Origin of the sequence: Flavobacterium sp. UBA2787, from assembly GCA_002352205.1 — a bacterium.
Lineage (GTDB): Bacteria > Bacteroidota > Bacteroidia > Flavobacteriales > Flavobacteriaceae > Flavobacterium.
In genome coordinates this window covers 113,737-129,246 of record DEHZ01000005.1, presented here as the reverse complement: position 1 = coordinate 129,246, position 15,510 = coordinate 113,737, and the positions used below count along the sequence as shown (strand labels likewise).

At 29.8% G+C, this 15,510-nt stretch carries 14 protein-coding genes; 3 read left to right on the top strand and 11 right to left on the bottom strand.

The genetic code is table 11. The features are described 5' to 3' along the window. Window positions 1–26: 26 nt before the first annotated feature. The 3 genes from B4N66_RS04555 to B4N66_RS04545 are packed head-to-tail and all read left to right on the top strand — an operon-like array spanning window position 27 to window position 3,624. The gene (locus B4N66_RS04555; RefSeq protein ID WP_291092675.1) at window positions 27–1,358 is read left to right on the top strand and encodes a phenylacetate--CoA ligase family protein; all 1,332 of its coding nucleotides are present in this window, start codon (window positions 27–29) and stop codon (window positions 1,356–1,358) included. Then, window positions 1,355–2,440, top strand: a complete 1,086-nt coding sequence (wecB, locus tag B4N66_RS04550; protein ID WP_291092674.1) for a non-hydrolyzing UDP-N-acetylglucosamine 2-epimerase — start codon at window positions 1,355–1,357, stop codon at window positions 2,438–2,440. The genes B4N66_RS04555 and wecB overlap by 4 nt, the downstream gene beginning before the upstream one ends. Further along, on the top strand, window positions 2,440–3,624 hold the full coding sequence (locus B4N66_RS04545; protein ID WP_291092673.1) for a glycosyltransferase family 4 protein: 1,185 nt from the start codon (window positions 2,440–2,442) through the stop codon (window positions 3,622–3,624). Before wecB ends, B4N66_RS04545 begins: the two co-directional genes overlap by 1 nt. Here B4N66_RS04545 and B4N66_RS04540 read toward each other — a convergent pair. The 11 genes from B4N66_RS04540 to B4N66_RS04490 form a co-directional block, all read right to left on the bottom strand. Beyond that, window positions 3,621–4,988, bottom strand: coding sequence for an undecaprenyl-phosphate glucose phosphotransferase (locus B4N66_RS04540; RefSeq protein WP_291092672.1), 1,368 nt, complete (start codon window positions 4,986–4,988; stop codon window positions 3,621–3,623). The genes B4N66_RS04545 and B4N66_RS04540 overlap by 4 nt on opposite strands. 3 nt (window positions 4,989–4,991) lie before the next feature. After that, window positions 4,992–5,975, bottom strand: a complete 984-nt coding sequence (locus tag B4N66_RS04535; RefSeq protein WP_291092671.1) for a UDP-glucuronic acid decarboxylase family protein — start codon at window positions 5,973–5,975, stop codon at window positions 4,992–4,994. 1 nt (window position 5,976) lies between these two features. Beyond that, the gene (locus B4N66_RS04530) at window positions 5,977–7,305 is read right to left on the bottom strand and encodes an O-antigen ligase family protein (RefSeq protein WP_291092669.1); all 1,329 of its coding nucleotides are present in this window, start codon (window positions 7,303–7,305) and stop codon (window positions 5,977–5,979) included. Next, window positions 7,247–8,353 (bottom strand): DUF1972 domain-containing protein, encoded by a 1,107-nt coding sequence (locus B4N66_RS04525; protein WP_291092668.1) that lies wholly within the window; start codon window positions 8,351–8,353, stop codon window positions 7,247–7,249. The genes B4N66_RS04530 and B4N66_RS04525 overlap by 59 nt, the downstream gene beginning before the upstream one ends. A 39-nt stretch (window positions 8,354–8,392) precedes the next feature. After that, a complete protein-coding gene (locus B4N66_RS04520; protein WP_291092667.1) occupies window positions 8,393–9,511 on the bottom strand; it encodes a glycosyltransferase family 4 protein in 1,119 nt (372 codons plus the stop codon). Beyond that, the gene (locus B4N66_RS04515; RefSeq protein ID WP_291092666.1) at window positions 9,504–10,757 is read right to left on the bottom strand and encodes a hypothetical protein; all 1,254 of its coding nucleotides are present in this window, start codon (window positions 10,755–10,757) and stop codon (window positions 9,504–9,506) included. Before B4N66_RS04515 ends, B4N66_RS04520 begins: the two co-directional genes overlap by 8 nt. Next, window positions 10,754–12,013: an oligosaccharide flippase family protein gene (locus B4N66_RS04510; RefSeq protein WP_291092665.1), complete on the bottom strand. Its 1,260-nt coding sequence runs from the start codon at window positions 12,011–12,013 to the stop codon at window positions 10,754–10,756. The genes B4N66_RS04515 and B4N66_RS04510 overlap by 4 nt, the downstream gene beginning before the upstream one ends. 46 nt (window positions 12,014–12,059) lie before the next feature. Then, window positions 12,060–12,845, bottom strand: a complete 786-nt coding sequence (locus B4N66_RS04505; protein WP_291092664.1) for a class I SAM-dependent methyltransferase — start codon at window positions 12,843–12,845, stop codon at window positions 12,060–12,062. A 97-nt stretch (window positions 12,846–12,942) separates the two neighbouring features. Further along, window positions 12,943–13,299, bottom strand: a complete 357-nt coding sequence (locus B4N66_RS04500) for a hypothetical protein (RefSeq protein WP_291092663.1) — start codon at window positions 13,297–13,299, stop codon at window positions 12,943–12,945. A 149-nt stretch (window positions 13,300–13,448) separates the two neighbouring features. After that, complete coding sequence (locus B4N66_RS04495; RefSeq protein ID WP_291092661.1) at window positions 13,449–14,387, bottom strand: glycosyltransferase; 939 nt, start codon at window positions 14,385–14,387, stop codon at window positions 13,449–13,451. Next, complete coding sequence (locus tag B4N66_RS04490; protein ID WP_291092659.1) at window positions 14,387–15,508, bottom strand: NAD(P)-binding protein; 1,122 nt, start codon at window positions 15,506–15,508, stop codon at window positions 14,387–14,389. The genes B4N66_RS04495 and B4N66_RS04490 overlap by 1 nt, the downstream gene beginning before the upstream one ends. Window positions 15,509–15,510: the final 2 nt, after the last annotated feature.

Genomic DNA, 15,510 nt, shown 5'->3' with positions numbered 1-15,510 from the left:
GCTATTTTTGAACAAAATAGTTTACAGTGTTTAATATTCTTGATTTATCTCTTAAATTAAATGGTTTTCCGTTAGAAAAAGCAAAAGCTTATTTTAATACGATTGTTGCTACTCCAGAAAATGAATTTGAGGCTTTTACAAATCAAAAAAGGATAGAAATTGTATCCTATCATTTGTCCAAAAATATATTTTATCAAAATTTAGTAAAAAATAAAAGCGTTGATTTTAAGTTGGAAAATTGGGAAGATTTACCCGTTTTAACCAAAACTGATTTTCAAAAACCGCTTTCTGAAAGATTATCTTCTGATTACAACATCAAAAATGTTTACATAAATCGAACTTCCGGTTCAAGTGGCGATCCGTTTGATTTTGCTAAAGATAAATTCTGTCATGCCTTGGTTTGGAGTTCAATTTATCATCGTTTTGGTTGGTATGGTTTAGATTTGAACAAAGCTTATCAAGCACGATTTTATGGCTATCCTTTGGAGTTTTTGAATAAGTATAAAGTTAAATTAAAAGATTTTTTAAGTAATCGATACCGTCTTCCCATTTTTGATTTATCGGATGAAGCATTGGCAAAATTTGTAGCTACTTTTAAATCAAAAAAATTTCATTACATCAATGGTTATACTAGTTCTATTGTGATGATGGCTAAATATTTAGAAAAAGAAAGTATCGTTTTAAAAACTATTTGTCCTACTTTAAAAGTTTGTATTGTTACTTCGGAAATGCTTTTTGATGATGATAAAATTTTATTAGAAAAGCAACTTGGTGTTCCTGTCGTAAACGAATATGGTGCTTCTGAACTTGACATCATTGCTTTTCAAAATAAGGAAGATGAATGGATTGTAAATAATGAAAATCTGTTTGTAGAAATTTTAGATGATCAAAATAATCCGGTACCATTTGGAGAAGAAGGAAATATCGTTGTGACTTCTTTGTACAACAAGGCTCATCCGTTTATTCGTTATAAAATTGGCGATATTGGTATTCTTGAAAAAAAATCTTCCAAAAAAATAATTTTAAAAAAATTAACCGGGAGAACAAATGATTTTGCTTTTTTACCTAGTGGAAAGAAGGCTCCGGGAATGACTTTTTATTCCATTACAAAGACCGTGATGGAAGAAGACGGAAATTTGAAAGAATTTGTTATTACCCAAACAGAAAAAAATGTTTTTGAGATTGAATATGTTAGTGAAAAGCCACTATCTAAGGAAAGAATAGTCTATTTCGAAAGAAAATTAACCGATTATCTTGAAGAAGGTTTGACATTTACCTTTATTCGAAAAGAAAAATTGCAACGCAGCAAAAGCGGAAAATTAAAACAATTCAAATCACTCGTAAATCAGAATTTATGAAGATTACAATAATCGCCGGTGCGAGACCTAATTTCATCAAAATTGCACCTATTATCAGAGCAATTGAAAAGAAAAAATCGGAAGGAAAAAACATTTCTCATCGGTTGGTGCACACTGGTCAACATTATGATAAAAATTTAAGTGATACTTTTTTTGAAGAACTAAACATTCCAAAACCTGATTGTAATTTGGATGTAAAAAGCGGTTCGCAAGCGGTTCAAACTGCAGCGATAATGGTTGCTTTTGAGCAGGAACTAATTCAAAACCCGTGTGACTTAGTTTTGGTGGTTGGCGATGTAAATTCAACAATGGCTTGTGCGATTGTGGCCAAAAAAATGAATGTAAAAGTTTGTCACGTAGAAGCCGGAATTCGTTCCGGAGATATGACAATGCCGGAGGAAATTAATAGAATCGTAACAGACAGCATTACCGATTATTTTTTTACAACTTCAAATACCGCAACCGAAAATTTAAAAATTTATGGAGCGAACCCTGATCATATTCATTTTGTGGGAAATGTGATGATTGACACTTTATATCAAAATCTCAACCGAATTTCTGCTCCCTCGTTTTGGAACGAATATCAATTGGAACAGAATAATTATGTGGTTCTTACGCTGCATCGACCTTCCAATGTTGACGAAGCGGCATCCTTGATTGACTTATTGCAAGGAATTGATGAAATGGCTGAAGACAAAAAAATAATTTTTCCAATCCATCCCAGAACGAAAACAATTTTGGCCGATTATGAATTGAATTTAAAAAACATAGTATTTGTAGAACCTCAAGGTTATTTGAATTTTATGTTTTTGATTAAAAATAGTTTTGCGGTGATAACGGATAGTGGTGGAATTTCTGAAGAAACAACGGTTTTAAAAATTCCTTGTTTTACGTTACGAAATAATACAGAAAGACCTGAAACACAATTAATTGGAACTAATACGTTGGTTGGAACATCAATCGAAAAATTAAGAAATGTGTATGCTGATTTTTTGAAAAACGGTAAAAAAGAATCGGGAATTCCTGAATTATGGGATGGAAAAGCATCTGAACGAATTGTTGAAATACTTTTGAAAAAGTAATGGAAGAAATCCTAATCATATCCAATTATTATCCGCCGGAAAAAGGGGCTGCTGCTAATCGAATTGAGCAGTTGGCTTTAAAATTAAATCAAAATAAGTATAACGTTACAGTGGTCTGTCCGTTGGGAAATTACCCAAAAGGAGAGCTTTTTCCTGAATATAAAGGAAAGTTTTCAGTAACAGAAATGCGTCAAGATATCAATGTCAAAAGATTGTGGATTTATCCCAGCAATAGTAAAAATTTTATCATTCGAATTTTCTCCATTTTATCTTTTTCAGTTTGTCTTTTTTTCTTTTTGTTGCTAAAAAAAACACCTAAAAAAGTAATTGTTCAATCACCACCTTTACTGTTATCATTTATTTCTGTTTTTATACTTTCATTCAAATCGAAAAAAATCATTTTAAATGTTTCCGATTTATGGCCATTGGCGGCAATCGAATTGGGAGCGATGAAAGCAAATTCATTGTCACATAAAGTTTCGTGCTTTTTAGAACGATTTATTTATAGAAAATCTACACTGATTTTAGGTCAATCAAAAGAAATTATTGACCACGTGAAATCGATTGTCCCTGAAAAAAGTTGTTTTTTATATCGAAACTTTCCGGACCACAAAACATCTGAATTTACGTTATCATCTACTTCAGATGAACCGATTAAAATTTTTTATGCGGGACTTTTAGGCGTAGCTCAAGGTGTTTTTGAATTGTGCAAACAGCTAAAATTGAATAATTTAAATATAGAACTTCACATTTTTGGTGACGGAGCAGAAAAAAAGCAAATTGAAGATTTCATTAAAAATAATTCGGAAAAGAAAATCATTTTTCACGGTATGATGGAAAGAAATCAATTGTTAAATAAACTTACAACGTTTGATATTGCTTTGGTTCCTTTAAAAGCGAGAATCTACGGATCTGTTCCTTCAAAAATTTTTGAATATGGTTCGCTGGGTTTTCCTGTTTTATATTTTGGAGGAGGAGAGGGAGAAGATATTGTGAAAGAAAATAATATGGGCTGGATTGCACCTGTTGGCGATTATGAAGCTTTAAATAAAGAACTTGAACTCATTTCTGAATTGCCAAAAGAGAATTTTAGTGAAATGAAAACTGATTTATTTCAAAACTCTAAAACTTCATTCAATTTAGATAAACAAATAGCGGATTTACTTTCAAAAAAAGTTTTTTAGTATGCTTTTTCTTCTCCTTTAAAAATGTTTACTACCGTTTGAATGATGATTTTAATATCTAACACAAAAGACCAATTTTCGATGTAAAATACATCAAATTTGATACGGTTAATCATGTCTTCATCGGTTTCAATTTCGCCTCTAAAACCTTTCACTTGAGCCAAGCCAGTGATTCCCGGTTTCACATAATGACGAACCATGTATTTTTTTACCTTATTACCATAGGCTTTATTTTGTGACCAAAGATGTGGTCGAGGACCAACAACCGACATATCACCGACCAAAACATTAAAAAATTGTGGCATTTCGTCTAAACTGGTTTTTCTTAAGAAACGGCCTATTTTGGTTACTCTAGGATCATTTTTAGAAGCTTCTCTTTCTGTTGTTTGATTAATTTGCATTGATCTGAATTTGTAACAAAAAAATTCTTCTTCATCTAAACCAGGTCTTCCTTGTTTAAAGAAAACAGGTCCTTTTGATTCTAATTTAATCAAAATTGCTAAAATTGGCATTAACCAAGACAACAAAAAAACAATAACAAAAAGTGAAAACAATATATCAAACACTCTTTTAAAAGCTTTGGTTGTTGGTTCGTGCAATAAGGTTCGTTGCAAAGAAAGAACCGGAAACATTTCGTAATAATCAATTTTAAGATTTTTAGAAAAAATTTGTTTAGTGTCCGGAATAAATTTTATTGTTATGTTATTTTCGTCTGCAAATTCAACTAAATCCTTTAATTGTTCATTTGTAATTTCATTAAGTGAACAATAAATTTCATCTATTTTATTTTCAATTACATAGTTTTTGATATCTGCTACTTTTCCTCTTACTTCTTCGTTTGTTTTTTTATCTGAAAAATAACCAAAAAACCGATATCCGTAGTCATTTCGCTTTTCAAAAAGCTCTTTTAGGTTTTTAGCTTCTTGGGTATAGCCAATAATGATGGCATTTCGGTAATTGCTACCAGTAATGATTCTATATTTTTTTAGATAGTAAAAAAGTAAATACTTTAATAAAACAACAAGAACAAAGCTAATTGTCATAAAAATAGCAATGGCTTTTCCGCTAAAAATAGATTCTTTAGCAAAAGGAAAATAAGCTATGATTACTAAACAAAAAACAACAAATTGTTTAAGAATTTTGGAGAGTATTTCCACCGGAGTTGTAAACCGATATACTTCGTAAAAACCTACAAAAAATGAAATTATTAACCAAGTAATTATTAAATACGGTTCAAAAAGAAAAAAATCTACACGTAGTTCTTCAAATAAAAGTAAAGATAAAAAAACCACAACAAATAAGTCTAACAAAACACTTATTGGTCGGATGTATTTAGAATATCTTCCTTTTTGAGCTGCTACCATTTTTTAATGAATGAATCCTGAGAAGTCTTTATGTTCTTCTTTTAAAAGTTCATCGGTTGAAAGGGTTTTAAAATAATCATAAGTGATTTTCATCCCTTCTGATCGAGAAATTTTTGGTTCCCATCCTAGTATTTCCCTAGCTTTTGTAATATCCGGTTGTCTTTGTAAAGGATCGTTTATTGGTAAAGGGAGATAAACCACTTTTTGCTTTGTTCCTGTTAGTTTTATAATTTCTTCTGCAAAATCCTTGATAGTGATTTCGTCTGGATTTCCAATGTTTACCGGCAAATTATAATCTGATAAAAGTAGTCTGTAAATTCCTTCTACTTGATCATCTACATAACAAAAAGATCGGGTTTGCATTCCGTCACCAAAAATAGTTAAATCTTCTCCACGAAGAGCCTGGCCAATAAATGCCGGAATTACACGACCATCGTTTAATCGCATTCTTGGACCATAGGTGTTAAAAATTCGGACAATTCTAGTCTCTAAACCATGAAAAGTGTGGTATGCCATTGTGATTGATTCTTGAAAGCGTTTAGCTTCGTCATACACTCCTCTGGGTCCAATAGTATTCACGTTTCCGTAATATTCCTCTGTTTGTGGATGAATTAGTGGGTCTCCATACACTTCAGAAGTGGAAGCAATTAGAATTCTTGCTCTTTTTACACGAGCTAAACCAAGCAGATTGTGTGTTCCTAATGACCCTACTTTTAGAGTTTGAATAGGAATTTTTAAATAATCAATCGGACTAGCTGGTGATGCAAAATGAAGAATATAGTCTAATTTACCGGGAACAAATACAAATTTTGTAACATCGTGGTGATAGAATTCAAAATTCTTCTCTTTGAATAAATGTTGAATATTTTTTAAATCACCGGTAATTAAATTATCCATTCCGATAACATAATATCCTTCCGCGATAAAACGGTCACAAAGATGCGAGCCCAAAAATCCGGCTGCTCCTGTTATTAGTATTCTTTTCATATTACATTTTTTTTAGGGGCAAATACTCTTTTGAGTTAAACAAACAAAAGAACAATGTAAAAAACATCACGCCTCTTTGTCTCCACAAAAAAGATTCTGTCAAAAATAAACTTATCATCAGAATTGCGAAAGCAATTTGAACAAAATCTTTGTTTTTTGTTGCGTTTTTTAAGTTTAAAGCAATTAAAATTATTAAAATCAAAAAACCAAATACGCCTAATTCTGCAAAATTTTGAATATATTGGTTGTGAAAGTTCTTTGTTTGATAACCTTCTTGGCTTTCGTTTCCTCTAAAAACATCATATTGAATTGCTTTTTCTTCCAATTTTTTATAGGAAGCATTTAAACCATATCCTTTCCAAAAAACACTTTCTTCCTGAAAAAGTTCAAGAAACATTCTCGCTTGATATACCCTGAAAGCCGTTCCAGGGAAAAAATCGTTGGGTGAAAACTTTTCGTTTGTCCAAGCTTCTTTAATACTTAATACATTTATACCTTCTAAACTTTTATCTATGTCTAATACTGTATGGCTGATGCTTTTTTCTGTGTTTGATTGAAATTCTGCTTTAAATCTATCCTTGATTTTTCCAATAAATAAAAACGAGCTGACAATCAATCCAAGTACAATTAAATTTCGCAATCTCATTTTATGACCGCTTTTTGAAAAAAAGAAAAACTCAATTAAAACTAAAAGAATAAAAACAATAATGATGTTTTTGGAAGACAAAAGAAATACAAATACAAAAAGTAATAAAGCAAAACTTGTTTCTAGTTTAGATTTGATTTCTTTTATAAAAAAGTAAAAAAATGCAATAGATACATATACTGAAACGTGAATGGCGTTTACCTCTTTGGTTACTAATTCATGATAAAAAAACACATTTGTATCGCCGGTCATCAAAAACCTTACAATGGCCTTAATTAAGTAAAAAACTACATAGAGTACAATGGCATAACTGTAGTATTTAATTATTTTTTGTCGTTGTTCTTTTGTAAACGGTTTCATAATCATGAAGCACATTGGAATGAGTAACAACCCAATTTCTTTGGGAATAGCTTTTAGGGTTGCCTTAGCATCAATACTCCAGAAATAGGAGATTGCCATTAAAAGGAAAAGTGCACTAACTACTAAAAGTGAGTACTGAAATTTAAAAGTTTTGAATTTAAAAAGAACAGAGAACAAAAATATACCTAAAAATACATTATTTATACCTAATGGCATTGAAATGGTACAAAGTAAAAGTAAAAAAGGAATAAATGAAAAATGTTCTTTATTTTCCTGTTTTAGATCGTGCCATACATTGCTCAAAAAGACTGAGGTATTCTCCATTTATTTTATCCCAATTAAATTCGTTTACTATGGCTTCAAAGTTGTTTTGAATAAATTGCAAGTTATCATTTTTTTTGATAGTGAGCAGTAAATTTTTTACCTCTTCGGCATTAGCGAAATAATAACCGTTTTGTTTGATTATTCCTTTGTTAAAATCATTGTTGTGAGCTAAAATCAATGCTTTGGACGCCATTGCTTCTAGCAAAGATGGGTTTGTTCCGCCCACTGAATGACCATGAAAATAAAGTTTTGAGAAATAGCGTAAGTTATTAAGATGTTCCAAGTTGTAAATGGCTCCCATAAATCGGATGGAAGCATTATTTTGGTATCTATTTTTTAAATATTCTCCGTATTTGGTGTTGTGGTTACCGATAACAAGAATTGGTGTTTCGTCTTTACTTTTTACAACCCCATCTAACACCATTTGAAGGTTATTTTCGGGTTCAAATCGGGCCATAATCATGTTGAAATTTTCTTTTTCAACGTGATATTGCTCTAAAATAGCTTCATTTGGATTGGTAAACGGATGAGCTCCATAAGCGATATAGGTAGAGTCTTTTTTGTATCTTTTCTTTAAAAAAGTTTGAATTCCCAATGAGTCAGAAACCAAATAATCACTACTAATTGCTGCTAATCGTTCTGCAAAACGCAAGAATTGTTGCACCGGTCGGCTATATTTGGAACGTTTCCATTCGATACCATCCATATTAGTTATAATAATTGGCTTTTTTGGAAGAAGAAAATACCAAATGGAATTACTGGTGTAGCCCAATTGTAAAATAATGTCAAAATCTCTTTTACGAGAATCTTTTATGCAATTATAATCGTAAATAAACTGACCAAAAGTACCGTATTTGTATTCAGGATCGTGTTGGTGAATGATGTTTACACCATGAAATGTTTTTTCCTGAAATTTATGATTGTGCGAGTTATAGCAATATACCTCGTGCCCTTTTTGAACCAGATATACTGAAAAAAATTCTGCAAATTGTTCAAATCCTCCGTAATAGTTTGGTATGCCTCGGGTGCCGAGTATTGCTATTTTCATCAAGCTTTTTGGTAAAATTTTTTAACAAATGTAAAAAAATTATTTCGCTTTTTTTCGCTTGCTACTATTTTCTTCTAAAGCATTTTGAAATTGATTTGCCGCAAAACACCAATTATATCTTTCTAAAACAGCTTTCTTTTTCTTCATAATATTCTTTTCATTCAAAGCATTTTCAATAGCTCGAACCAACCCATTAGCATCTAAAGGATTAAAAGAACAATCTTGGTTAAAATAAAAATCAGCCATTGCTGTAGTGTTTGAGCACACTGTTGGGACTTCACAAGCTATTGATTCCAGTGGAGGTATTCCAAAACCTTCTGCAATTGATGGATACACAGAGATAGTAGCACCTCTGTTAAAAAGCAATAAATCCTGAAAACTTATATTACTGAATTTAAAAACAGTAGCTTTTATTTCATCAGAAAGCGAATTAAAATATTTTTTATATTCTTTATCATCTAAAGCGTGATTACCAATAAAAACTAGATTATAATTTTGATAATATCTTTTTTCTACAAAAACTTTTAAAAGTAAAAGGTGATTTTTTCTTGGCTCCCATCTACTAACAAATAGAAAATAGTTTAAAACATTAAATTTATTGTACACTTCATTTATGGCATTTTTTTTGTCAAAAGATTCAAAAAAAACATTTTCAACTGCATTTTGTGTGACATATATTCTTTCAACATTAAAATGATGCTTAATTCTTGATTTAGAATATTCTGAAACCGTTAGCACTATGTCAGATTTTTTTGCACTAAATCTAAAAAGGATCCTTTTAAAAAATCTGTAAAAAAATGGAAAATAGGAAGGATAATCTAAAAATAAAACATCATGTAAACTAACTATATATTTACATGATTTAATAGGTGAAACTACATACTGAAAATGAGCATATTCAATTTTATGCTTTTTAATTAACATGGGTATATCTATCAATAACCTATAAAATTTGCTTTGGGAATTATATTTCAGATAGGTTATATTGTTTTGAAACCCAAAAATTGAACTTAGATTATCTATGTCGTGAGCTGCAAAAAAAAAATGAATATCATTGTTTTTTATCATTTCCAAATACAGTCCCTGAATGTATGTTCTTGTTCCCTGAAAACCACCATCAAAAATATGACAGTCAATGAATATACTTTTTTTACTCATGTTTATTTAAAGCTTTTTCTTCTTTTAAAATTAGTTCTTTATAGGCTAGAATGAATCCGAGTAAAATTGATTTGTTGTCAAGTTTTAAATACAAGCCAAGTAAAACCCAATTTGCTAAAACCAAAAAGACACCTGTTCCAATTAACAATAAATTAATGTTTTTAACCAATTCAATATCTGTTTTGTTTTGTTTTAATAATAAATAAATAAAATAAAAACAAAAGAATACTCCAACTAATCCAGATTTCAAAAATATGGTAAAATATGTATTGTGTAAAATTGCTGCTTTTGTAATATAGGTACCGTCATTTGTCCAAACTTTTTTTCCAAGTTTAATTGTTGAACCCATCCCTTTACCAAATAGAATCCCGGTTATTCCCTCGCTCTTGACTTGTCTGACTGTAATTATATTTTCGTATGATCGATAATTATCATTAAAATCTTGCCAATCATCCTTGTCAACTTTTGTTTTAAATGCTTCTATCGGAGCATTTTTAATCTTATACAAAAGTGCTTCCATTCCTGTTCCATTTCTAGAAAGATTCATGCTATAAATATAGCTATAACCAATTATTACTGCAATTAGAAAAGCTCCAATAACAGTTAACGATTTTTTATTTAAAACAAAATAACCTTTCATTGCTAAAATCAATATAGCAAACTGAATAAAGTTAGTTCTTGAAAGATATAAAAAACTGGATAAACCAATAATTATAGCCACTGTAAAAAACTCCTTTCGACTTAATTGGAGTTCAAATTTTTTATAAAAAAGCACAATTACTAAAGCATAAACTTCATAATCACTAAAGAAACCTCCATAATGTCTTAATTGATGAATATTACGAACATTATAAAGCAGGACACTTGAAAAAACAATAATTAAATGAACAATTGCTATAATTAATCCTGTAACTATAATTGTTTGAAAGGGTTTGCAGTTATGATTTCTACAAAGTTGATAGCCAATTAAAATTCCCAAAATTGGTTTAACAAGATAGGTAAAATCTCTTATTTTGATAAATAGGGGGTAATCTTTGTTCAAGCCAACTATAAAAGCAATAATTATAATGGCAGAAAATGAGAAAACATATTTTAAAACAATTATAGAATATTTCTTCTTAATACTTAAGAAAAGAGTGGTTAACCAAACTAAAAAAGTAACTTCATATACGTTAAAATATGGCAAAATGATACATAATGCAAACAGAAACTGGTAAGGAAACTCTTTAGAAAAGGTTAGTTTCATGAAATAGTACTTTGACTGTTAAATCGGTCTTTAAGGATAAAAGAATATAAAATCAAAACGATAAATTCAACAAATAATATTGAGTATAATGTTCCGATAAGTCCGTAAAAATAGGAAAAAATTAGCATTAAAACTACATTTAGCAAAGTGCTATAAATGGTAACTCTAACATAAAATCTGTTTTCTGAAAACGCGAAAATTAATTGTCTTAGTGGTTGAGATAATGAAATTAAAAATGGAATTAATAAACCTATTTTTAATAAAAAAGAAACTGGAGCTATTTCATTACTATCAATATTAAAAAAGGAAACGATGTAATCGGAATTAAAAAAGAAAACCAACGAAACCACAAAGAGCAGTAGGAAATTCAATCCGTTATACTGTTTCCAAACCTTTAGTCCGCCTTGTAAACTTTTATTTAATTCGTGACAAATATTGGCATAAACAAAATAAAAAATCATATTGAGGTATGTTTTGAAAAGGGAAAGTAACTGATCTATAATTCTGTATTGTCCTGCAGCAAAATCGCCTAACACATAACTAACAATCACGATGGGAAAATATTGGTGAATGGATAGAAAAAATTGAGAAACGCTAAATGAAAATTCTTCTTTTATAATTGTTTTTCCTTTCTTTAAATTGGATAGTGTAATCTTAAATTTAAAACTATGGATTAACCAAAAAAAACCTATCAAACTTGAAATTAATAAACCTAATCCAAAAAAAAGATTCACGTATATAAAGTCAGATTCTTTGTTGATAAAGAAAAAAACTCCTGCTAAATAAATAGTTTTTGAAAGTATGTTAATAAAAGAAATCCATTTGAAATTTTCAATCCCTTGAAAAAACCATGCTGGATTAAAACACTGACCAACGACAATAACTAAACTTAAAAAAAACATTTCTTTTTCTCTTGAAAAAAAAGGTACTATAAAAATTAATAGGCTAAAAAGGGTCAAAACAAATATCAACAGTATAAATTTTGATCCATAAATCGCATTAATTTTTTCATTTAAAACAGTTGGATTTTCTCTGTGTATGGCAATTTCGCGAACACCAATGATATAGGAGCCGTAGTCAATTATTGCATTTAGGATTAATGCCATCGAAAACCCAACACCAATTTTACCAAGACCTTCTTCTCCGCAAGTAGTTATTAAAAAAGGAATTACGATTAATGGACTGGCTAAATTAATTAGTTGTCCAAAACCATAAATAGAAAAATCGTACGCCTTTTTTTTTGTAAAAATACTCATGCGAATTCAATTAACCTCACGGGTTACTGTAAGATTAACTGCGAAACTACTGCTTTTTTTGGTAAAAACTATTCATATCATCAAATGCTTTTGATTTTAAAAAAGGATTAAAAACAAAAAACCCAAGATATAATAAGTGTTTAGCAATAGGTAACTTAAATAATAGAGAACCAAATAACCCTAGTTTTTTCTTGCTTAAAACATGTATGTTCATAGCATTGTAATAATATAAGTCAAATTTTTTGGCTATAGTTTCAAATGATTTAATTGAATAAAACGATAAATGCTGGCCGTGTTCCGAGCAATAATACCACCAGTCTGTATGCTTTGGTGCCGGAATTGAAATTAAGTCGGTAGTTAGAATTATAGTGTCTGTAAGTTCTAATATTTTTTCAATCTCTTCTATAGGTTCTACAAAATGTTCAAAACTTTCAAATGTGGTTACCGCATCATATTTCCGGTTTAATTCGCCTTCAAACCCTCTTGCCAATTCATTTTTTGTATAAGGATCATGCCAAAAATAATTAAACCCTATATCACGCATAGCTCGTGTAAAAACTCCTAAACCACCCGCATAGTCTAAAAAAAAACCCTTCTTATTAAAAAAAAGGCAAATGATGGAGGTTGTAATTTTTGACATTCTCTCACTTCGGTACATTACCCCTGTGTCGGAGAGATTCATTGAACTGATATAAGCCTCTTGTAACCAATGCGGTTCTTCCGTTTGTGCAAACCCACACGCCGTGCACTGAAAATAATCGACATCGTACTTATAAAGTACCTTGGCATTGAATATTTTTTCGGACTTGTTGTTGCAAATTTTACAGTTCATATAACGTTCTTAATATTTTTCAAATATAGGTCTTTATATTTTTTTATAAAATAAAAGCCACCAATAAGGTGGCTAAAGCTTTTATTTAATAAAAATTCTATCTAATAAAAATAACATTAGGATACGATGCTTTTTCTTTGTACAAATCTGCTTTTTCTTCCGTATTTATTTGAATAAAGGGATCTGCAACAGTAGTTCCGGTAACTTTTACAATTGTTCCATCAACTAATTCCAACTCTTTAATATCTTTTAATAACTCCCGATTAGTATCTGTAAGATCAACCAAGAACATATTCAATTCAATTGCCACTCCATTATTCCAATTCTCGTCTGAATAATTACTCAAAACGATTGTTTTTTCATCTTCAACTATTGGTGAATTTGTTTCTTTTTTAACTTCTTCTTTACAACCAACAATTACTATTAAACAAACTATGTAAATTAATTTTTTCATTTTATTTCTTTTTTTCAGTGCAAAAAATATTTCTTTTTTTCAGTGCAAAAATATTTCTTTTTTTCAATTGAAAAATTATTTTGACAACTATTTTCCAATACTATTATTTTTTCTTTTATCCATTTGATTTTCAATAGTTTTTTAAAAAATCAAATACGGTCAACCGACTCAACTAAATAAGTCTTTTTACTATAAATCAATTCTACTATTAGCGACAAATATTTTATTATTATTGCTAGTATAAAAAACAGTCCTGAGAAACTACTCGACATTAAAAGCATGGTTGTTGTCCATCCTTCAATAGGTTTTTGATCACTGAAATAAACTATAAAGGCATAAATTCCTGAAAAAAGCGTAATACTAAACAATAAAAAGGTAATACCTATTGCAATTTGGAAAGCTAAATTAGTGTAGATAATAATAGAATTCAAAGCCATTTTATTTCTGAAAACACTTTTCTCTTTTGTGCTTTTAAAATCTAAAAGCCTCTTTTGAGTGTAAGCAAGTGAATCCATTTTTAAACCGCTATTTGCATATAAAGCTTTTCTGTATGGAATTGCTTTGCTGATAGAATATGCTCTGTTAATTGCTCGTCTTGACAAAATTCGAAATCGTTCTGAACGAAGTTTGTATCTGCTTTTTGAATAGTTATTAAAAATTTTATAAAAAAAACCGGACAACAATGAATTATCTTTAGTAGGAGCTACAGAAACTATATCAAAACCTGAAACAATATGATGATAGGCTTTCATAATATAATGTTCATCATAATCGAGAGTTAGGTCGTCAAACTCATAAACAAAATCACCCATAGATAAATCGATGCCAGCTGTCATTGAAACTTCTAATCCTTGTCGGATACTCATATTTACAATAGAAACATTAAATTTTTTAAGAAGTTCATCATTCTTCATCCTTTCTACAGAATCATCATATGAACAGTCGTTTACAATTATAATTTCAAAGCTTTCAAAATTATTTTTGAGAACTTGAATAACTGTTTTTAAAAATTCAACAATACGATCTTCGTCATTATGAAGATATATTACTGCAGAAACTAATTTTTTTTCTTTACTAAGCGTTCCCATTATAAAATTTCATTTAAATCGTAAACAGTATTAATTTTTCCGGATAAAACCGAAATAAAAGTTGGATTTATACTGTGCTTCTTTATTATTGTTGGTCTTGAATCATCGATTTCAGAAGCTTTTAATATCGGCTTAATTGAAAACAAAGACTCAACATATTTTATTTCTACTCCATCTTTTAAGTATTTTTTTGCCATTCCACTCATATATTGCCATGCAGATTTTGGTCTAGCTATACAGCTATTGCAATTACCTAATCGCTTTGGGCTACATGTGTTGTTACTTTGCTCTTGGCAATCAAAGGTAGGCAATATATCAAAACTTGTTTTATGCGGTGTTTGAGAAACTGCCGTTAGTGAATGTAACCCTGTTTTACCAAATGGCATTAGTGAAAAAAATGGACCATCCATTACTGTTATTCCAACATTTTTTAATGATTCACTAACTTGACAAAGTATAATCTCGCATAATTCATATTTTATGTCGACTTTTTCAAAATTTAATTCCTCCAAAATTTGATTAATTGATGCATACGTTGCGTTCAGAACAAATTCGGCTTCAAAGAAATTATAATCTTCTGTTTCAATTAGATAACTTGATTCATTCTTTATTATTTTTTTTATTCTAGCGTTAAAAAGAACTGTTACATTTTCCATTTTATCTAATGCAGACATAAAATGATTTCCAATCATTTTAGCATCATAAGTACATTCTTTACTCAAAAAAGAACCTTCAATTAAATCTTCTTTAAAATAATCGGAAGTATTTACCGGTTTACAAGGAATGTTTGAATCTGAACAAAATTTTATAAATTGTTTCGAATTGGTCCACGAAAAATTTTTCGAGATAGCATATATCTTATCAAAGTCATCTTTTATAGAAAAATTAAAATCATTATGAAAAAGATCATAATAACCCGCTGATTTTGTCGCGGTTGTATACGACCTCGGATAGTGATAACCCATGTGAACTCTTGCTTGATTGATATATGTTGCTCTTTTAAACGGATCATCATCAAATTCTAAAACAAGTACTTTTTCGCCTTTTTCTCCACAATATTTGGCAGCATAAAGTCCGTAAATTCCGGCACCAATAATAATTTTATCAAATTTTTGGTTCATGT